The sequence below is a fragment of the Plantibacter sp. CFBP 8775 genome (genome assembly GCF_014839505.1).
GTDB classification, from domain to species: Bacteria; Actinomycetota; Actinomycetes; order Actinomycetales; family Microbacteriaceae; genus Plantibacter; species Plantibacter auratus.
The window spans coordinates 2,380,953-2,400,214 of sequence record NZ_JACYNV010000001.1 but is presented as its reverse complement, the minus strand read 5'-3'; the positions used below and the strand labels follow the sequence as shown (position 1 = coordinate 2,400,214).

At 69.6% G+C, this 19,262-nt stretch carries 19 protein-coding genes and 1 pseudogene; 2 read left to right on the top strand and 18 right to left on the bottom strand.

All coding sequences use genetic code 11. From position 1 onward, the window contains the following. The 18 genes and pseudogenes from IFR14_RS11340 to IFR14_RS11255 form a co-directional block, all read right to left on the bottom strand. Positions 1-588 carry a PH-like domain-containing protein gene (locus IFR14_RS11340; RefSeq protein ID WP_124769343.1) on the bottom strand — a complete coding sequence of 196 codons (588 nt, stop codon included), beginning with the start codon at positions 586-588 and terminating at the stop codon, positions 1-3. Further along, positions 588-1,955 (bottom strand): dihydroorotase, encoded by a 1,368-nt coding sequence (locus IFR14_RS11335; RefSeq protein WP_191941107.1) that lies wholly within the window; start codon positions 1,953-1,955, stop codon positions 588-590. The genes IFR14_RS11340 and IFR14_RS11335 overlap by 1 nt, the downstream gene beginning before the upstream one ends. Then, positions 1,948-2,907, bottom strand: a complete 960-nt coding sequence (locus tag IFR14_RS11330; RefSeq protein ID WP_071260160.1) for an aspartate carbamoyltransferase catalytic subunit — start codon at positions 2,905-2,907, stop codon at positions 1,948-1,950. Before IFR14_RS11330 ends, IFR14_RS11335 begins: the two co-directional genes overlap by 8 nt. After that, positions 2,904-3,449 (bottom strand): annotated as a pseudogene (pyrR, locus tag IFR14_RS11325) (bifunctional pyr operon transcriptional regulator/uracil phosphoribosyltransferase PyrR); the annotation flags it as partial. The pseudogene pyrR and the gene IFR14_RS11330, both read right to left, overlap by 4 nt. 68 nt (positions 3,450-3,517) lie before the next feature. Continuing rightward, positions 3,518-3,928, bottom strand: coding sequence for a VOC family protein (locus IFR14_RS11320; RefSeq protein ID WP_159880285.1), 411 nt, complete (start codon positions 3,926-3,928; stop codon positions 3,518-3,520). A gap of 2 nt (positions 3,929-3,930) precedes the next feature. After that, positions 3,931-4,347 carry a transcription antitermination factor NusB gene (nusB, locus tag IFR14_RS11315; RefSeq protein ID WP_064293834.1) on the bottom strand — a complete coding sequence of 139 codons (417 nt, stop codon included), beginning with the start codon at positions 4,345-4,347 and terminating at the stop codon, positions 3,931-3,933. Then, on the bottom strand, positions 4,344-4,907 hold the full coding sequence (gene efp, locus IFR14_RS11310) for an elongation factor P (protein WP_056005785.1): 564 nt from the start codon (positions 4,905-4,907) through the stop codon (positions 4,344-4,346). Before efp ends, nusB begins: the two co-directional genes overlap by 4 nt. Positions 4,908-5,023: 116 nt before the next feature. Continuing rightward, positions 5,024-5,467 (bottom strand): type II 3-dehydroquinate dehydratase, encoded by a 444-nt coding sequence (locus IFR14_RS11305; protein WP_191941106.1) that lies wholly within the window; start codon positions 5,465-5,467, stop codon positions 5,024-5,026. Positions 5,468-5,519: 52 nt separating this feature from the next. Then, entirely contained in the window at positions 5,520-6,617 is a 1,098-nt protein-coding gene (gene aroB / locus IFR14_RS11300; protein ID WP_191941105.1) for a 3-dehydroquinate synthase, read from the bottom strand. Next, positions 6,614-7,132: a shikimate kinase gene (locus IFR14_RS11295; RefSeq protein WP_079705925.1), complete on the bottom strand. Its 519-nt coding sequence runs from the start codon at positions 7,130-7,132 to the stop codon at positions 6,614-6,616. Before IFR14_RS11295 ends, aroB begins: the two co-directional genes overlap by 4 nt. Then, positions 7,125-8,339 (bottom strand): chorismate synthase, encoded by a 1,215-nt coding sequence (aroC, locus tag IFR14_RS11290; protein ID WP_064293830.1) that lies wholly within the window; start codon positions 8,337-8,339, stop codon positions 7,125-7,127. Before aroC ends, IFR14_RS11295 begins: the two co-directional genes overlap by 8 nt. Before the next feature lie 92 nt (positions 8,340-8,431). After that, complete coding sequence (locus tag IFR14_RS11285; protein ID WP_191941104.1) at positions 8,432-9,331, bottom strand: shikimate dehydrogenase; 900 nt, start codon at positions 9,329-9,331, stop codon at positions 8,432-8,434. 16 nt (positions 9,332-9,347) lie between these two features. Next, positions 9,348-10,916, bottom strand: coding sequence for an endolytic transglycosylase MltG (mltG, locus tag IFR14_RS11280; protein WP_229938877.1), 1,569 nt, complete (start codon positions 10,914-10,916; stop codon positions 9,348-9,350). Positions 10,917-10,929: 13 nt separating this feature from the next. Continuing rightward, complete coding sequence (gene ruvX, locus IFR14_RS11275; RefSeq protein WP_138947071.1) at positions 10,930-11,400, bottom strand: Holliday junction resolvase RuvX; 471 nt, start codon at positions 11,398-11,400, stop codon at positions 10,930-10,932. Between the two features lies 1 nt (position 11,401). Further along, positions 11,402-14,056 (bottom strand): alanine--tRNA ligase, encoded by a 2,655-nt coding sequence (gene alaS, locus IFR14_RS11270; protein WP_191941103.1) that lies wholly within the window; start codon positions 14,054-14,056, stop codon positions 11,402-11,404. A gap of 69 nt (positions 14,057-14,125) precedes the next feature. After that, on the bottom strand, positions 14,126-14,359 hold the full coding sequence (locus IFR14_RS11265; RefSeq protein ID WP_079002498.1) for a hypothetical protein: 234 nt from the start codon (positions 14,357-14,359) through the stop codon (positions 14,126-14,128). Between the two features lie 160 nt (positions 14,360-14,519). Beyond that, complete coding sequence (gene rpsD, locus IFR14_RS11260) at positions 14,520-15,149, bottom strand: 30S ribosomal protein S4 (protein ID WP_137241687.1); 630 nt, start codon at positions 15,147-15,149, stop codon at positions 14,520-14,522. A gap of 222 nt (positions 15,150-15,371) precedes the next feature. After that, positions 15,372-16,823, bottom strand: coding sequence for a replication-associated recombination protein A (locus IFR14_RS11255; protein WP_082915828.1), 1,452 nt, complete (start codon positions 16,821-16,823; stop codon positions 15,372-15,374). Positions 16,824-17,007: 184 nt separating this feature from the next. Here IFR14_RS11255 and IFR14_RS11250 point away from each other — a divergent pair, with 184 nt between their 5' ends. Both IFR14_RS11250 and IFR14_RS11245 read left to right on the top strand, forming a co-directional pair. Next, positions 17,008-17,814, top strand: a complete 807-nt coding sequence (locus tag IFR14_RS11250; RefSeq protein WP_079705920.1) for a peptidylprolyl isomerase — start codon at positions 17,008-17,010, stop codon at positions 17,812-17,814. Positions 17,815-17,947: 133 nt separating this feature from the next. Then, the gene (locus IFR14_RS11245) at positions 17,948-19,177 is read left to right on the top strand and encodes a DUF349 domain-containing protein (protein ID WP_369808437.1); all 1,230 of its coding nucleotides are present in this window, start codon (positions 17,948-17,950) and stop codon (positions 19,175-19,177) included. Positions 19,178-19,262 lie beyond the last annotated feature (85 nt).

Here is a 19,262-nt window from a genome sequence, read left to right as displayed (position 1 = left end):
TCAAGCCCTCTCGTGAGGCGGTGGGGTGGAGTCGTCGGCCGAGGTGATGTCGGCGACGGTGTCTGGGGTGCCGGTCGGTCGGAGTCCGGCGTCCGCGGCGGGGATGAGGCTCGTGACGGTGTCGATGATGCGGGCGCGGTCCGCCTGCTCGAGGACGCGGAAGGTGCTGTCCGCGATCACCGTCGGGACGGGGCGCCAGCTCAGGCGGATGAGCCCGCCCGGCTCGACGACCCGGTCGATCGTGAGGTTGGTCTGGTCGACGCCGACGATGCTCGTCGCCGGGATGAACGTCGGCCGCTCCCCCGGGACGTCGACGACGACTCCGGCGGCACCGAGTTCGAGCGTGACCCGGGATCGGTAGCGCAGTCCCTGCAACGCCAGCCGTTCGAGCGGCTGGTCGTGCTTCGACGTCGCGACGTAGAGGACCTCGACCGTCAGTGACGGGACCGGCCGCGGGTCGGGGAGCTCCGCGAGGGGACCGACCTGGGCGTCGCGCGCGACGCGGCGTCGCCAGGCGAAGGCCATGAGGGCGAGGATGCCGAGGAGGACGAGGGCGACGAGGACGGCCGCGAGGATCCGCCCGTCCATCAGTGCTCGACCTCCGCGGATCGCGCGGCACGGCGTGCTGCGGCCGCGACCTGCTCCGTCGGGAGCACGGCGCCGTCCAGGACGGTCGCGTAGCCCCGGTGGAAGGTGGCGACGACGCGGCCGGGCAGCTCCAGGCCGAGGTAGGGCGAGTTCACGCCCTTGCCGGCCAGGTCTGCCGTGCCGAACGGACGGGTGGCGGCGGTGTCGTAGAGCACGACCTCCGCCGGAGCGCCGGCCTCGATCGAAGCCCCCTGCCCGGTGATCCGTCCGATCCTCGCCGGCGTCGCCGAGAGCACCCGGGCGACGTCGTTCCAGTCCAGGAGCCCGGTCGCGACCATCGACGCATGCACGACGGAGAGGGCGGACTCGAGGCCCACCATGCCGTTCGCGGCGGCGTCCCACTCGCAGTCCTTGGCCTCGACCGGGTGCGGTGCGTGGTCCGTCGCGACGATGTCGATCGTGCCGTCCGCGAGGGCCTCGCGCAGCGCCTGGACGTCCTCCGCCCGTCGCAGCGGAGGGTTCACCTTGTACCGGGCGTCGTAGCTCGCCACCAGCTCCTCCGTGAGCAGCAGGTGGTGCGGCGTGACCTCGGCCGTGACGGGGATGCCCCGGGCCTTCGCCCAGCGGATGACGTCGACGGAACCGGCCGTCGAGACGTGGCAGATGTGGAGGCGGGAACCCACGTGCTCGGCGAGGAGCACGTCGCGGGCGATGATCGACTCCTCAGCGACAGCCGGCCATCCGGTGAGACCGAGCTCGCCGGAGAGGGCGCCCTCGTTCATCTGCGCACCGACGGTGAGTCGGGGCTCCTGCGCGTGCTGGGCGATCACGCCGTCGAAGGCCTTCACGTACTCCAGCGCGCGACGCATGAGCAGCGGGTCCGACACGCAGAGGCCGTCGTCCGAGAAGACCCGGACCTTGGCGCGTGAGGAGGCCATGGCGCCGAGTTCGGCGAGTCGTTCCCCGGCGAGTCCGACCGTCACGGCACCGATCGGCTGCACCGTGGCGTAGCCGGCGCGCTCACCGAGCGACTGCTCCTGCTCGACGACCCCGGCCGTGTCGGCCACCGGCGAGGTGTTGGCCATCGCGAACACCGCGGTGAAGCCGCCGGCGGCTGCGGCACGCGTGCCGGTGAGCACCGTCTCGCTCTGCTCGAACCCGGGTTCCCGGAGATGCGTGTGGAGGTCGACGAGCCCGGGCAGCGCGAGGAGGCCGTCCGCGTCGATGACGGTCGCGCCGACGGCGCTCAGCCCGGAGCCGCGTTCCGCGATCCGTCCGTCGCGCAGGAGGAGGTCGGTGCGTGTCCCGTCGGCGAGCGTCGCTCCGGTGATCAGGGTGACGTCGTGGTTCGAAGTGGGCTCAGACACGGGTGGATTCCTCTCGATCGCCGGACAGCAGCAGGTACAACGCGGCCATCCGGACCGACACCCCGTTGGCGACCTGTTCGAGGACGGTCGACCGGGGTGAGTCGGCTGCCCCGGACGAGATCTCCAGACCGCGGTTCATCGGCCCGGGGTGCATGACAATGCTAGCCGGATCGAGGCGGGCGAGCCGCTCGTCGTCGAGCCCCCAGCGCCTGGAATACTCCCGGCTGTTCGGGAAAAAGGCGGCGTGCATGCGTTCGGACTGGATCCGGAGCATCATCAGCACGTCGGGACGCTGGGCGATCGCGTCGTCCAGGTCGTAGCGGACGGTTGCCGGCCAGGGGCCGAGGTCCACCGGAAGCAGTGTCGGCGGGGCGACGAGGGTCACCTCGGCGCCGAGCGTGTCGAGCAGCCAGACGTTCGATCGGGCGACCCGGGAATGCAGGATGTCGCCGACGATCGTCACCGCCACCCCGTCGAGCGCGCGACCGCGGGAACGCTCGCCGTGAAGGCGCTTGCGCATCGTGAACGCGTCCAGGAGGGCCTGCGTCGGGTGCTCGTGCGTCCCGTCCCCCGCGTTCAGGATGCCGGCGTCGATCCACCCGCTGTCGGCGAGGGTCTGCGGCGCACCGGAGGCGGAGTGTCGGATCACGACGGCGTCGGCATGCATCGCGGCGAGGGTCTGTGCGGTGTCCTTCAGGCTTTCACCCTTCGAGACGCTCGACCCCTTCGCGCTGAAGGTGATGACGTCTGCGGACAGCCGTTTGGCGGCAGCCTCGAACGAGATGCGCGTGCGGGTCGAGTCCTCGAAGAAGAGATTGACGACCGTCTTCCCACGGAGGGTCGGGAGCTTGCGGACCTCACGGAACTGCGTCTCGGCCATGTCCTCCGCGACGTCGAGGATCTCGATCGCCTCGTCGCGGGTGAGGGTCTTCGTCGACAGCAGGTGCCTCATTCGCCGCTCCCCTCGATCGTCACCGAGTCGTCACCGTCGAACTCCGTGAGCCGGACGAAGATGCGTTCCGCCTGCGAGGAGGGCAGGTTCTTCCCCACGAAGTCGGGTCGGATCGGGAGCTCGCGGTGCCCGCGGTCGACGAGCGCGGCGAGCCGCACGACGCGCGGGCGGCCCAGGTCGGTCAGGGCGTCGAGGGCGGCGCGGATCGTGCGTCCCGAGTACAGGACGTCGTCGACGAGGACGACCGTGCGCCCGTCGATCCCCTGTGGCGGCAGCGTCGTGGGTTGCGGTGCACGGGTCGGGTGCTTCGCCAGGTCGTCGCGGTACATCGTGACGTCGAGTGCACCCGAGACGATGGTCGCGCCCGAGATCGAGGAGATCGTGGCGGCGATCCGCTTCGCGAGGATGACTCCGCGCGTCGGGATGCCCAGGATCACGAGGTCGTCTGCTCCGCGGTTGGACTCGAGGATCTCGTGGGAGATCCGAGTCAACGCCCGCGCGATGTCAGCTTCGTGCAGCACGGTACGTGCGCTCATCGCCGACTCCCTTCTCCGCCTCTCTGGACGGTCTTAAAGGTTGTCTTGGTCAACACCCGAGCCTAGCAGTCGGATCAGGCCTCGTAGAGCTCCAACGGGAGGCCGTCGGGATCGAAGAAGAACAGCATCTTCCGCGAAGTGTGGGGGTCGATCCGGACGTCTTCGACGCGGACACCCAGCTCCACCAGACGGGCGTGGCCGGCGTCGACGTCGTCGACCGCGAAGGCGAGGTGCCGCAGTCCGAGCGCTTCGGGTCCGGATGCGCGCGCCGGCGGGTCCGGGAAGGAGAACAGCTCGATGAGGTATTCACCGTTCAGGGCGAGGTCGCCCATCCAGGAGTCGCGCTCGGCCCGGTACACCTCGGTGAGCAGCTCGCAGCCGAGCACCGAGGTGTAGAAGCGCTTCGAGGCCTCGTAGTCGCTGGCGATGATCGCGATGTGGTGCACGCGCTTCAGCGGCAGGGCCGGACCGGTCTCGTCGCTCATCGTCACCGCGGGTTGATCTGCGAGATCTTGCCGAGCAGGCCGTTGATGAAGCCGGCGGAGTCGTCGGTCGACAGCGTCTTGGCCGCCTCGACCGCTTCGTCGATGGCCACGCCGTGCGGCACCTCGTCGTTGAACAGGATCTCCCAGATCGCGATCCGGAGGATGGCCCGGTCGACCGTGGGCATCCGCGCGAGCGTCCAGCCCTGCGCGTACGTCTCGATCTGTTCGTCGATCTCCTCGGCGTGGTCACCGACGCCGTCGACGATCTCCCGCGCGTACAACCAGGAGGCCTGGCGGTCGGGCTCGCTGACGGCGCGAGAGGCTTCCGCGGAAAGGACTTCAGCGAGGGTCTGCTGACGGACGTCGGCCTGGTACAGCAGATCGAGGGCGCGCTTGCGCGCCTTGGTACGAGCGCTCACTCGTTGACGCGACCGAGGTAGTCACCGGTGCGGGTGTCGACCTTGACCTTGGTGCCGGTCTCGAGGAAGAGCGGGACCTGGATCTCGTAGCCGGTCTCGACGGTCGCCGGCTTCGTGCCACCGGTCGAGCGGTCGCCCTGGAGCCCGGGTTCCGTGTAGGTGACCTCGAGGATGACCGACGCGGGGAGTTCGACGTACAGCGGGTTGCCGTTGTTGAGCGCGACCGTGACGTCCTGGTTCTCGAGGAGGAAGTTCTTGGTGTCGCCGACGACGACGGCGGGGATGGTGATCTGGTCGTAGTCGCTCTTGTCCATGAAGACGAAGGAGTCGCCGTCCGCGTACAGGTAGGTGAAGTCGCGGCGGTCGACGTTCTCGACGTCGATCTTCGTGCCGGCGTTGTACGTCTTGTCGACCACCTTGCCGGTCATGATGTTCTTCATCTTGGTGCGGACGAACGCGCCACCCTTGCCCGGCTTGACGTGCTGGAACTCGATCACCGTCCAGAGCTGCCCGTCGATGTTCAGGACGATGCCGTTCTTGATGTCAGCGGTAGAAGCCATGCGCGAAAATGTCCGTTCGTGGAAAGTGTGCGGCCGGATACGACCCAACGAACGAGTGTAACCGCTGCGAGGACCCGTGACCAACGCGCCCGTGGTGGACCAGGACGCCTCGCACGTCACTCGGCGCTGCGGCGGACCACGAGGTCGAGGGCGAGGCGGTACGAGTCGAAGCCGAAACCGGCGATCACGCCGGTCGCGACACCGGAGATCACGCTCGTGTGACGGAAGGCTTCGCGGGCGTGTGGATTCGAGAGGTGCACCTCGACGAGCAGGAGGCCTGCCTTCGTGACCATGGCCGCAGCGTCGCGGAGCCCGTAGCTGTAGTGGGTGAACGCCGCGGGGTTGAGGATCACGGACGTGCCGGCGTCGACGGCCTCGTGGAGCCAGCCGATCAGCTCGCCCTCGTCGTCCGTCTGACGCAGGTCGATCCGCGTCCCGTCGCCCGCGTCGGCCTCGAGCACGGTGCGCAGCGCAACGAGGTCGGCAGAGCCGTAGACGTCGGGTTCACGGCTGCCGAGGCGGCCGAGGTTCGGTCCGTTGAGGACGAGCACGGTGGTCATGAGTCGAGGGTATCCGTTCGGGACGAGCGCTCACGGAGCGCGACGGCGTCGGTCAGGAGCCGATCTCCTGGTAGGCGGCGAAGAGCAGCGAGGTCTCGGGCCCCTGGAGGACGGTCGGCTTGGCGAGGTCGTCGAGCACGATGAACCGCAACATCGAACCACGCGTCTTCTTGTCGCGCTGCATCGTCGCGAGCAGGGTGTTCCAGCGACCCACCGGATAGGCGATCGGCAGGCTGAGGAGCTCCAGGACGCGACGGTGGCGGTCGACGACCTCGTCCGACAGTCGGCCGGCGAGGCGGGACAGCTCGGCGACGTACATCATGCCGATCGCCACCGCGGCACCGTGTCGCCACTGGTACCGCTCGGCGTGCTCGATGGCGTGCCCGAGCGTGTGCCCGTAGTTGAGGATCTCGCGGAGGCCCTGCTCGGTGAAGTCCTCGCTGACGACGTCGGCCTTCATCCGGATCGCGAGCTCGATGCAGCGGCGGAAGGCGGGCGTGTCGGGGTCGGTCGCGGCGTCGACGTCGGCCTCGATGAGGTCGAGGATCTCCGGGTAGCGGATGAACCCGGCCTTGGCCACCTCGGCGAACCCTGCGAGGATCTCGTTCTTCGGGAGGGTGTCGAGCGTGTCGAGATCGCAGACGACGGCGGCCGGGGCGTAGAAGGCGCCGACGAGGTTCTTGCCTTCCGCGGTGTTGATGCCCGTCTTGCCGCCCACGGCCGCGTCGACCATGCCGAGGACCGTCGTGGGGACCTGCACGAGTCGGACGCCGCGCAGCCAGGTGGCGGCGACGAAGCCGGCGAGGTCGGTGACCGCGCCACCGCCGAACCCGATGACCGCGTCGGAGCGCGTGAAGTCGGCCTGCCCGAGGACTCCCCAGCAGAACGCGGCGACCTCGACCCGCTTCCCGGCCTCGGCGTCCGGCACCTCGGCGAGCAGTACCTGGTACCGGTCGCTCAGGGTCTCGCGCAGCTTGGCCGCCTTCTCGCCCAGCGTCGCCGGGTGGACGATGAGGACCCGCTGCACGCCGGTCCCGAGGGCGCCGACGAGCACGTCCTCCAGCCCTCTCCCGATCGTGATGGGGTACGGGGAGGATCCCGTCACTTCGATGACGGTCCGCTCGGTCGGGGTGGTCGGTTCGGTGCTCATGCAGGCTCCTTCACCCAGGCGACGAGCTCGTCGACGATGCCTGAGATGGGTCGGTGCGAGGTGTCGAAGGTGACATCCGCGAGTCGTTCGTACACGGGACGCCGGGCGGCGGCGATGCGCGACCACGCGCCGGGATCGTCGCGGAGGAGCGGACGCTTGTCGAGGTTGGCCCGCGCCAGCACGGCCTCCTCGGTGACCGTCAGCAGCACGACGCGTGCGTCGGCGAGCTCACGTTGCGTGTCCTCGTCGAGGACCGCTCCCCCGCCGAGCGACACGATCGCCGGCTGCTCGAGCGCGGCGGCGACCGCCGCCCGCTCCAGGGCGCGGAAGTGAGGCTCGCCGTGTTGCTCGAAGATGCGCGCGATCGCGCCGTGCTCGCCGGACACGACGCTGTCGGTGTCGACGAACGGCAGGCCCAGGCGCTTCGCCAACTGCTTGCCGACCCGGCTCTTCCCCGACCCCATCGGTCCGATGAGGACGACGGGGAGTCGGAGATCGGCGGCCTGCTCAGGCATCGGCGCTGGAGGCGTGGTCGCCTCGCGTGCGCAGGTTGGACGGGATCGCTGCCAGGTATCCGTCGAGGTTGCGCTTCGTCTCGGGGACGGAGTCGCCACCGAACTTCTCGAGCACCGCTTCGGCGAGGACCAGGGCCACCATCGCCTCGGCCACGACACCGGAGGCCGGGACCGCGCAGACGTCCGATCGCTGGTGGTGCGCGGTGGCTGCCTCGCTCGTCGCGACGTCGACGGTGCGGAGCGAGTGCGGGACGGTCGCGATCGGCTTCATACCGGCGCGGACGCGGAGGACGGTACCGGTGGTCATGCCACCTTCGGTGCCGCCGGCGCGATCGCTCTGTCGGGCGATGCCGTCGCTCTCCTGGACGAGCTCGTCGTGGGCCGCGGAACCGCGACGCGTCGTCGTGAGGAATCCGTCGCCGACCTCCACACCCTTGATGGCCTGGATACCCATGAGCGCTGCCGCGAGCCGTGCGTCGAGTCGGCGGTCCCAGTGGACGTAGGAGCCGAGACCCGGTGGGAGTCCGTAGGCCAGGACCTCGACGATGCCGCCGAGGGTGTCGCCGTCCTTCTTGGCCGCGTCGACTTCGGCGACCATGCGCTCCGAGGTCGCCTTGTCGAAGCAGCGCAACGGATCGGCGTCGAGCGCGTCGACGTCGGCCGGGACCGGCAGCGGGCTGTCTTCGGGAACGCGCACCGGGCCGATCGACAGCGTGTGGCTGACGAGGGTGATGCCCAGCTCGCCGAGGAAGGAGCGCGCGACGGCACCGAGGGCCACGCGCGCAGCGGTCTCGCGTGCGCTGGCGCGTTCGAGCACGGGACGCGCCTCGTCGAAGCCGTACTTCTGCATGCCCGTCAGGTCGGCGTGACCGGGACGCGGACGGGTGAGCGCGGCGCTGCGGCCACGCGACTTGTCGGAGATCTCGGTCGGCTCGGGGCTCATGACCTCGGCCCACTTCGGCCACTCGGTGTTGCCGATGCGGATCGCGATCGGGCTGCCCATGGAGAAGCCGTGGCGGACGCCGCCGGACAGGTTGAGCTCGTCCTCTTCGAACTTCATGCGGGATCCTCGGCCGTAGCCGAGCTTCCGTCGGGCGAGGTCGGCGCGGACGCCGTCCATGGAGATGGGGACGCCGGACGGGAGTCCCTCGAGGACGGCGATGAGTTCCGGGCCGTGAGACTCTCCGGCAGTGAGCCAACGAAGCATGGTCCTATCCTTCCATAGAGCCGGGACGCGACCGTGCGCCTTCGGTCGACGGCCCGGCGGGTGTACAGGTGGGACGGATGCGTCTCGAGCGGTCAGTGCGAGGCGACCGGCGCCCCGGTGTGATCGAGGTGGACCGTGTCGAGCATCGCCCCGAGCACCGTCGTCTCGTCCTCGAGCGGCAGGAGCGGATCGCCGAGGACGAAGATCCGGACCTGGAGGAACGCCTGGTGCACGAGCATCGACAGCCCGCTGAGGACCGACCCGCCGGCCTGCGACCACGCCTCCGCGAGCACACTCGGCCACGGGTCGTACGCGACGTCGAGGAGGAGCGCGCCTGGAGCATGGGACAGGACCGGACCCGGTTCGGTGAGGGCGCCGCCGGGAAGGGTGCTGATCACGAGTTGTGCGTGAGGCGTCGCACCGTCGAGCGGCCCTGAGGCGAACCGCAGCCCCAACCGGCCGGCGAGGTCCTCGAGTGGTCGCGCCTGAGCTGGTCGTCGGAGCGCCACGTGGACGTGCTCGGCACCGAGGTCCGCCGCTGCCATGATCGCCGAGGAGGCCGTCGCTCCCCCGCCCAGGACGACCGCGGACGCGATCGTGTCGACGCCGGCCGCCCCGATCGCGCGGACGATGCCGCCGACGTCGGTGTTGAACCCCTCGATCCGACGGGATCCGTCTTCGGCTCGGCGGAGGCGTAGCGTGTTGACCGCCCCGGTCTCGGTTGCGGCGCGGTCGGCCACGTCGGCCAGCTCGAGCGCGCGATGCTTCAGGGGCATGGTCAGCGAGAGCCCCCGCCAGTCCGAGCCGAGGTCGTCGAGGAAGGCCGACAGGCCGGCCGCCTCGAGTTCGTGGCGACCGTAGTCCCAGTCGAGCCCCAGCACCCGGTACGCGGCCTCGTGCAGTGCCGGGGACTTGGAGTGGGCGATGGGCGCGCCGAGCACGGCGAGCCGCGGCTGCCCGTCCTCGCCGTGACCCGGCCCTGTTCCACTCATGTGCGCCACGCTCCCGCTACTGGTACTCGGGATGCTCGTCCATCCAGGACAGCCACTTGTCGACCGCGGCCTCGTGCTCCTCCTGGGTGGTGGAGAAGATCGTCTCGCCGGAGTCGAGGTTCCAGGTGACGAAGTAGAGCCAGGGTCCGTCGGCCGGGTGCAGCGCGGCGTCGATCGCGAGGTCACCCGGGTTCGAGATCGGTCGCACGACCATGCCCGGGTGGACGTAGGTGTTGTACGGGTTCGAAGCGTCGGCGCGCTCGGCGTCCGTGGTCGACACGCGGTGGGTGTTGCCCGTCCCGTACGCGACCGTGGCGTCGGACTGCAGCAGACCGCTCTCCCACTGGGCCGGGTCCAGCCGGTTGAGGAAGACCCGCGACACCTTGTAGTAGTCGTCGCGGAGGCCCGCCTCCTTCTGGATGAGCGAGGCCAGGACGATGGTCTTCCAGCGGTCCTCGGGCTTCACCCCGGCGTCGTCGAGCGCCTGGAACGACCGGTTCACGAGGGTCTGGAGGACGGCGTGCGCATCGCCGCCGTCGGGGAGGCTGTAGGTCGCCGGGAAGAGGAACCCCTCGAGCGAGGTCGCCTCGGCGGGGAGACCGAAGGACGCGACGTCGGCGGCCGCCGCCTGGAGTTCCTCCAGCGGGATGCCGGTGCCCTCCGCGATCGACGGCAGGGCGTCCTGCTCAGCGGTGCCCTCGGGGATGACGAAGGTGTCCTCCATGCGGTTCGCCTCATCGGTCAGCGCAGCAAGGGCGGATTCGGCGCTCATCTTGAGCTTCAGCTTGTAGGCGCCCGGGAAGAACTCCGGCTGGGTGGGCTGTGCGAGGAGGAGGTCGTAGAAGGCGTCGAACGACTTCGTGACCCCGGCGTCGTGCAGGCTCGTCGCGATGTCCTCGCCGATGTCGCCCTCGTTGACCATGACGACGGCCTCGCCGCTACCGGCACCCTCGTAGTCGTTCGGTTCCTCCCAGCCGAGCACCTTGCGGATCTGCGGCTCGTAACTCGTCCACACGACCGCGGCGCACGCGACGAGACCCCCGACGACGACGATCGACACGATGAGCGCGATGAGCCCTCGACGACCACGTCGGCGCTTCGGCGGTTCCCCGCCGGCCAGCGCACGACGGCGCCCCCGATGGATCGGCTGTGGCCCGCTGTCGTTCGCCGTGTCGCCCTCAGCGAGCAGGTCCTCGAACGCGGGGATGGTCATGGTCCTGGCCCGGGACGCTGAGGACTCGGTGTCGTCCGACTCGGGGGCACGTGAGGTCGGCCCGCTCAGGAGTGTGTCGCTCGCGGCCGTCTCGCTGACGCTGGAGCCACTCGACGACGCGGTCGTGGGGGCGTCGACCGAGGAGGCGTCGATCGACGTGGCGCCGGTCGGGGCCGGTTCGGCCGTGTCGCTCGGAGCATTCCCGTCGACGGGCTCGGACGGCGACGAAGCGGCTTCCGCGGCCTCCCGCTGCTGACGTGCCTCGCGTCGGGACAGTGGCACCGGCTGCTCCCCCGCGGCGTTCCGCTCGGACGTGAAGAGGTCGGCGAGCGGATCGTCTGCTGGGTTGTTCTGAGGTGTCAGATTCGACACAGGCACGTCCTGTTCACGGGTCGACGGGGCTTCCGGGGGGTCGCCCCGAACCGCGTTCGGCGTCGAGGGCGTACTGCAAGAGTATGACGGCCGCCACCTGATCGACAATCGAGCGGGTCTGCTTCTGTCGTTTCCCAGCGGAGCGCAAGGCGCTGTGGGCGGTCACCGTCGTCAGCCGCTCGTCGACGAGACGGGCCGGGACACCCGTGATCGACCTGAGTCGGGCGGCGAACTCCCGGGCGTCCTGCGTGGACGCCGTGTCCTTCCCCGACAGGGCGATCGGGAGACCGACGACGAGCTCCACGGCGCCGAGTTCTTCGGCGATGACCGCGATCGCCCGGATGTCGGCGTCGCCGCCGAGGTCCCGTGGGACCGTCTCCACCGGCGTGGCCAACAGGCCGTCGGGATCGCTTCTCGCGACCCCGACCCTGGCCTTCCCGACGTCGATCCCGAGTCGGACTCCGCGACGGAACCCGTCCGTCATGTCAGGCGATCTCGCGGGCGATCGCCGCGAGGGCGTCGCCGAGTGCGGAGGCGTCGACGCCGCCACCCTGTGCGAGGTCGTCCTTCCCACCACCGTTGCCGCCGAGGACACCGGCCGCGACCCGGACGAGGACGCCTGCCTTGAGTCCGGCGTCGCGGGCACCCTGGTTCGTCGCGACGACGATCGCGGGCTTCCCGCCGACGACCGCGCCCAGGGCGACGACCGCCGGGCTCGCGCCGAGCTGCTCGCGGAGCTGCGTGACGAGCGTCCTGACGTCGTTGGGTGACCCGAGCTCGCCCAGGTGCTCGGCGACGAGCGACACCGGTCCGACGCGGTGAGCGGTCTGCGCCAGTGCCGGGAGGCGTTCGCTCAGCCCGCGGGCTTCGAACGCGGCGATCTTCTTCTCAGCGGCCTTGAGGTTCGCGACCAGTTCGGCGATGCGGTCGGGCAGCTGCTCCTTCGGCGTCTTGAGGCTGCCGGAGAGCTGTGACACGAGCGCCCGCTCGGCGGCGAGGTCGCGGAAGGCCTCGAGTCCGACGAGCGACTCCACCCGACGGTTCGTCGAGCCGACGGACGACTCGCTGACGAGGTTGATCAACCCGATCTCGGCGCTGGAGCTGACATGGGTGCCCGCACACAGCTCACGCGACCACGGTCCGCCGATGTCGACGACGCGGACGGTCTCGCCGTACTTCTCGCCGAACAGCGCCATGGCGCCGAGCGCCTTCGCGTCGTCGAGCGCCATCTCGCGGGTGCTCACCTGCAGGTTGTCGCGGATGGCGTTGTTGGAGATCTCTTCGATCTCCGACCTCGTCGCCGGTGACAGCGGCTGGTTCCAGGTGAAGTCGAGCCGCAGATACCCGGCCTTGTTCGACGAACCGGACTGGTGGGCGCTGTCGCCCAACACCTGTCGCAGGGCGGCGTGGATGATGTGCGTGCCGGAGTGTGCCTGCTGCGCGCCGCGGCGGTAGCTCGCGTCGACGATGGTCGTCGCCGGTGCATCCACACCGACCTCGCCCTGGCTCACCTGCACCTTGTGGGCGATGAGACCCTTGACCGGCTTCTGCACGTCGAGCACCTCGAGCTCGTATCCGGGACCGACGATGACGCCCTGGTCGGCCTCCTGCCCGCCGGACTCGGCGTACAGCGAGGTCTCCGCCAGGATCACCTCGGCGATGTCACCGGCGACCGCGCGCTGCACCGGGTGTCCGCCCACGATGATGCCGAGGATGCGGCTCTCGGTCTCGAGCTCGGTGTAGCCGGTGAACACGGTCTCGCCCTTGGCGCGGATGTCGCTGTAGACCGAGAGGTCGGCGAGGACGCTCTTCTTCGCCTTCGCGTCGGCCTTCGCCCGCTGGCGCTGCGCGGTCATGAGCGAATCGAACGCGTCACGGTCGACTGAGAGGCCGGCCTCCTCCGCGATCTCGAGGGTCAGGTCGATCGGGAAACCGTAGGTGTCGTGCAGGAGGAACGCGGAGTCGCCGGCGAGGGCCGTCCGGCCCGTGCCCTTGGTCTGCTCGAGCGCGAGGTCGAGGATGGTCGTGCCGCTGGCCAGCGTCCGGAGGAAGGTCTCCTCCTCGGCGTAGGCGCTCTGCGAGATCCGGCCGAAGTCGGTCTCGACCTCCGGGTAGGCCGCCTTCATGGCGTCGCGCGACGCGGAGAACAGCTCGGGGAACGTCGCGGTGTCGACGCCGAGGAGGCGCATCGCACGGACGGTCCGTCGCATGAGGCGGCGGAGGATGTACCCGCGTCCCTCGTTCGACGGGGTGATGCCGTCGCTCATGAGCATGAGCGAGGAACGCACGTGGTCGGCGATGACGCGCATCCGGACGTCGTCGTCGTGGTCGGCGCCGTACCGACGGCCGCTCAACTCGGCGGCGCGATCGAGGACCGGGCGCACCTGGTCGATCTCGTACATGTTCTCGACGCCCTGCTTGAGGAAGGCGACCCGCTCGAGCCCCATGCCGGTGTCGATGTTCTTCTTCGGGAGTTCGCCGACGATGTCGAAGTCGACCTTGCCGCGGACGTTCTCGATCAGGTACTGCATGAAGACGAGGTTCCAGATCTCGACGTACCGGTCGTCGTCGGTCGCCGGGCCGCCGTCGGCTCCGTACGCAGGACCGCGGTCGAAGAAGATCTCCGAGCACGGGCCGGCCGGTCCGGGCTGACCCGTCGACCAGTAGTTCGTGTCCTTGTCGAGCCGCTGGATGCGGTGCTCGGGGAGCCCTGCGACGCGCTTCCAGAGGTCGATCGCTTCGTCGTCGTCCTTGTACACGGTGACCCAGAGGTCCTTCTCGTCGAAGGCGAGGCCGCCGCTCGACTCACTGCCGGTCAGGAGCTCCCACGCGTAGGTGATCGCCCCCTCCTTGAAGTAGTCGCCGAAGGAGAAGTTGCCGTTCATCTGGAAGAAGGTGCCGTGCCGGGGCGTCTTGCCCACCTCTTCGATGTCGTTGGTGCGGATGCACTTCTGGACGCTCGTGGCGCGATCGAACGGCGCGGGGACGACGCCGGTGAGGTACGGCACGAACGGCACCATGCCGGCGACCGTGAAGAGGAGCGAGGGGTCGTCGCTGACGAGGGAGGCGGAGGGGACGACGGTGTGCCCCCGATCGCCGAAGAAGGTGAGCCAGCGGGAGCGGATGTCAGCGGTGTCCATGGTGTCCGTACGTCAGGGGTGTGCGTGTCGATGTTCGTGCGCTGCGGCGATGCCCGTCCGGGCGTGCCGCTACGGCTTGGTGAGGTCTTCTGCGGCGTCCTCGACGCGCGCGACGACGGACTCAGCCGTGTCGCGCAGCTGCGCCTCGCGCTCCTTGTAGGCGTCGCCGACGGTGTCGGTGAACTCCCTGACGCGTGAGTCCAGCTCGGAGAAGAACCGCTTGCCGGACTGTGTCTTGTTGATCTCGTGGGCGACGACGAAGCCGGCGCCGATGCCGACGATCAGCCAGAACACGTTCTTCATGGGGAACTCCTCATCTGCGGTGCGACCACCCGGGCGTCGCCGGGCGTACCAAGCATCCATCGTAGTCGAGCGCGGTGGACCGATGGCGTCGTACAACGACGAAGAGGCACCGGCCGGAGCCGATGCCTCTTCGTGTGGTGCCCGGAGCCGGGCCGCAGGCCTAGCGGGCTGCGTAGTACTCGACGACGAGCTGCACTTCACAGGTCACAGGGACCTCGGCGCGCTTCGGGCGACGCTCGAGACGCGCCTGGAGCTTGTCGAGCTCGACCGAGAGGTACGCGGGCACCTTCGGCAGGACGTCGACGTGACCGCCGGCAGCGGCGACCTGGAAGGGCTCGGTGCCCTCGGAGCGCGGCTTGACGTGGATGAGCTGGCCCGGCTTCACGCGGAAGGACGGGCGGTCGACGAGCTGGCCGTCGACCATGATGTGGCGGTGCACGACCATCTGGCGAGCCTGAGCCGTGGTGCGGGCGAAACCGGAGCGGAGGACGAGCGCGTCGAGACGGGTCTCGAGGATCTCGACGAGGTTCTCACCCGTCAGGCCCTGGGTGCGACGTGCCTCCTGGAAGGCGATCTTGAGCTGGGCCTCGCGGATGCCGTACTGGGCGCGCAGACGCTGCTTCTCGCGCAGACGGACGGCGTAGTCGCTGTCGGCCTTGCGCTTGCTGCGGCCGTGCTCACCGGGAGCGTAGGGACGCTTCTCGAGGTACTTGGCGGCCTTCGGGGTGAGGGCGATGCCGAGTGCCCGCGAGAGGCGGGTCTTGCTGCGGGTACGTGACTTGGTAGACACGGTTTCCTTTCGATGAAGTCTCAAACGATGAATGACCGGCGCGAAGACGCGTCGGTGATCCGGAATCACACCGGACAAAGTCAGAGGGGTCCGCCGGGGCTGTTCGGCTACAGAACACGCCCGTCGAACACGGTGATCGAGCAGCCGCGCAGTCACACCGGTTCTAGGCGGATCAATACTAGCACGACGTGCCCCGGTCGCCGGGCCGCCGCGACCCGACGTTCACTCGCCCCGGACGATCTTCCGGAGTTTGTCCAACCGTGCCGAGATGTCGCGTTCGTGGCCGTGGTCGGTGGGCTGGTAGTACCGGACGTCGCGGAGCTCGTCGGGCAGGTACTGCTGGGCGACGACACCGATCGGGTGGTCGTGCGGGTAGCGGTAGCCCTTGCCGTGTCCGAGGCGCTTGGCGCCCGCGTAGTGGGCGTCGCGCATCGGCTTCGGAACACGTCCGAAGGCTCCGGCCCTGACGTCGGCGATGGCCTGGTCGATGGCGACGTAGGCCGCGTTCGACTTGGCGGCGGTGGCCAGGTACACCACGGCCTCGGCCAGCGGGATGCGACCCTCGGGCATGCCGATGAACTGGACGGCGTCGGCGGCCGCCACGGCGATGGGCAGCGCCTGCGGGTCGGCGATGCCGATGTCCTCGGCCGCGGAGATGATGATGCGGCGGGCGATGAAGCGCGGGTCCTCCCCCGCCTCGATCATCCGAGCGAGGTAGTGCAGCGCGGCGTCGACGTCGGATCCGCGGATGCTCTTGATGAACGCGCTGATGACGTCGTAGTGCTCGTCGCCGTTGCGGTCGTATCGGAGGAGGGCGCGGTCGACCGCCTGCGAGACGAGCTCGTCGGTGATGACGGGACCGCGGGGCGCCCGCGTCGCGGTGTCGGAGTCGTCGTCCACCCCGTCTTCGTCGTCTTCATCATCCTCATCGCCGACGTCGAGGAGGCCCGCGTCGTCGAGATCGAGCTCGTCGGGGTCGACCGGAGCGCCGAGATCGGAGTCGGCGGCGATCGCGGCCGCCTCCAACGCCGTCAGGGCTCGTCGGGCATCGCCGGAGGACAACTGGATGATCGCGGCGCGGGCCTCCGGCGTCACGGTGAAGCGACCGGCCAGGCCGCGAGGGTCGGTCACGGCGCGGTCGATGAGGATGCCGAGGTCGTCGTCGCTCAGCTGTTCGAGCGTGAGGAGCAGCGAACGCGACAGCAGCGGGGAGATGACGGAGAAGGACGGGTTCTCGGTCGTCGCGGCGACCAGGATGACCCAGCCGTTCTCCACGCCGGGGAGCAGGGCGTCCTGCTGCGCCTTCGTGAACCGGTGGATCTCGTCGAGGAAGAGGACGGTCGAGCTGCCGTAGAGGTCGCGGCTCGACATCGCCTCCTCCATGACCTGCCGGACGTCCTTGACGCCCGCCGTCACGGCCGAGAGCTCGACGAACCGGCGGCCGGAACTGTGCGCGATGGCCTGCGCCAGCGTCGTCTTCCCGGTGCCCGGTGGGCCCCAGAGGATGACGGACACGGCCGCCTGTGTCCCCTCGTTGTCGCTCGCCAGGCGGACGAGCGGCGAGCCGGGACGGAGCAGGTGCTGCTGGCCGGCGACCTCCTCGAGGCTGCGGGGCCGCATGCGCACCGCGAGCGGGACCGGTGCGCCGGCGATGCCGGGTCCTCGACTGAACATTCCACCAGGCTAGCCGCAGCCTGCGACACGCGGACCCGCTGCAGAACGGGGTCGCCGCCGTCGTGCGCCGTTTGGTCCGCGCGGAGCGCTCCCCGTAAGGTTCTCCTGGGCAGTCCGCCGCGGGCGTGGTGCCAGATGACAGCGCGATGCCGCCGCTCGGCCGACGGCACCTGGAGGGAACGACGTGGCAACGAGCAAGGGTCCGGACAAAGAGGCACGCGCAGCACGCGCACGACTGCGCGCCTACAACGCCCGGCGCACCGTGCACGAGCACCGCTCCAAGCGCCGCGTCCGCGACAACGTGATCGCCGCTGCGGCGCTCGTCGTCATCCTTGCCGGTGCCACGGCTGCGCAGGTGTTCTTCTTCGCCGGCGGTCCGGGCACCCCGGTTGCGACGCCCACCGCCTCCGCCGAGGCCGGGGCCTGCGGTGTCACCGGGGCCACGGACGGCGCCAACACCGGCGAGGTCCCCGCGAGTACGATCGCCGAGGACCGCGACTGGAGCGGTGAGATGACGATCAACGACGTCGTCATGAACCTCACCCTCGACGGCGCCTGCGCGCCGCAGGGTGTCTCCTCCTTCATCTCCCTCGCCCAGTCCGGCTTCTACGACGGCGTCACCTGCCACCGCCTCACGACGAGCGGCATCTACGTCCTGCAGTGCGGCGACCCCGACGGCACCGGCACCGGCGGCCCCGGGTACAGCTACGGCCCGGTCGAGAACGCACCGACGGACGACGTCTACCCGGCCGGCACCATCGCCATGGCGCGCCAGGGCGGGAACGGCTACAGCAACGGTTCGCAGTTCTTCCTCGTGTACCAGGACTCCACCATCCCGTCCGACGCCGCCGGCGGCTACACCGTGCTCGGCCAGATCACGAGTGGTCTCGACCAGCTCGTCTCGGGCGTCGTGTCCGGCGGCGTCGCGGACGGCAGCGGTGACGGTGCTCCAGCGGTCCCGGCCACCATCACCTCGGTGACGGTCCAGTAGCGCGTGCAGTAACCTGCACCAGACGGAACCGACCGGCGCAAGCGGTCGCCCCGAGCAGGACTCGGGGTAATAGGCTTGTGGATCGATCACGATCGCCACGAACGGCGGTCAACACACAGCAAGGGTGATGCGCGTGACCAGTCCAGAGATCGAACCGTGGGGTCGTGTCGACGACGACGGCACCGTCTACGTCCGTGAGGCCGACGGTGAACGAGCGGTCGGACAGTACCCCGACGGTTCCAAGGAGGAGGCGCTCGCGTACTTCGAGCGCAAGTTCACGGACCTCGCCGGACAGGTGACGCTCCTCGAGCAGCGCGCGAAGCGCGGTGCACCGGCGACGGACGTCGCGAAGGCTGTGAAGTCGATCACCAAGCAGGTCGAGTCCGCCAACGCGGTCGGCAACCTCCAGGCGCTCCTGACCCGCCTCGCGGCGCTCGACGGCACCGTGAGCGAGCTGACCGAGGCGCAGAGCCAGGAGACCAAGGCAGCCCTCGAGGAAGCGGCACGTGCGCGTCTCGCGATCGTCGAGGAAGCCGAACAGCTCGCGCAGCAGGATCCGGCACGGGTGCAGTGGAAGCAGACCTCGGCGCGACTCGACGAACTCTTCGCCGAGTGGCAGCGCCAGCAGCACGACGGACCTCGTCTCGCGAAGAACGACGCCAACGACCTCTGGAAGCGGTTCCGGACGGCGCGCGCGACGATCGAGCAGCACCGTCGTGCGTTCTACACGGAGCTGGACTCGGTCCACAAGGAAGCACGCGCGATCAAGCAGAAGCTCGTCGAGCGCGCCGAGGCCCTCATCGCCAAGGGCGCCGAGGGCATCCCCGCCTACCGCAGCCTGCTCGACGAGTGGAAGGCCTCCCCGCGTGCCGGGAAGCGCCAGGACGACGCACTCTGGGCGAAGTTCAAGGCCGCGGGCGACGCGATCTACGGCGCCAAGGCCGAGATCGACGCGCGCGACAACGAGGAGTTCCAGGGCAACCTGGATCTGAAGCTCGCGGTGTTGGCGGATGCCGAGCCGATCCTGGCCGACACGAACCGGGACTCGGCGCGCAAGGCGCTCACCGACATCCAGCGTCGGTGGGACGAGATCGGCAAGGTCCCGCGCGAGCAGGTCCGCGTCGTCGAAGACCGTCTCCGCAAGATCGAGACCCACGTCAAGCAGCTCGAGGACGAGCACTGGAAGCGCAACAACCCCGAGACGAAGGCTCGCACCGAGGGGCTCGCGAGCCAGCTCGCCGATGCCATCGCCAAGCTCGAGGACGAGGTCGAGGCGGCACGAGCGTCCGGTGACGCCGACCGGCTCACCGCGGCCATCGAGGCGCTGGATGCACGCAAGGCGTGGCTCGGGGCGATCCGCTAGGCGGATCCGCTCCACCAACCGCGTGACGGTCGCGGTTCTCCACAGATCCGTCGACGATCCTCCTGCTGCCGGACGGCTGCAGGAG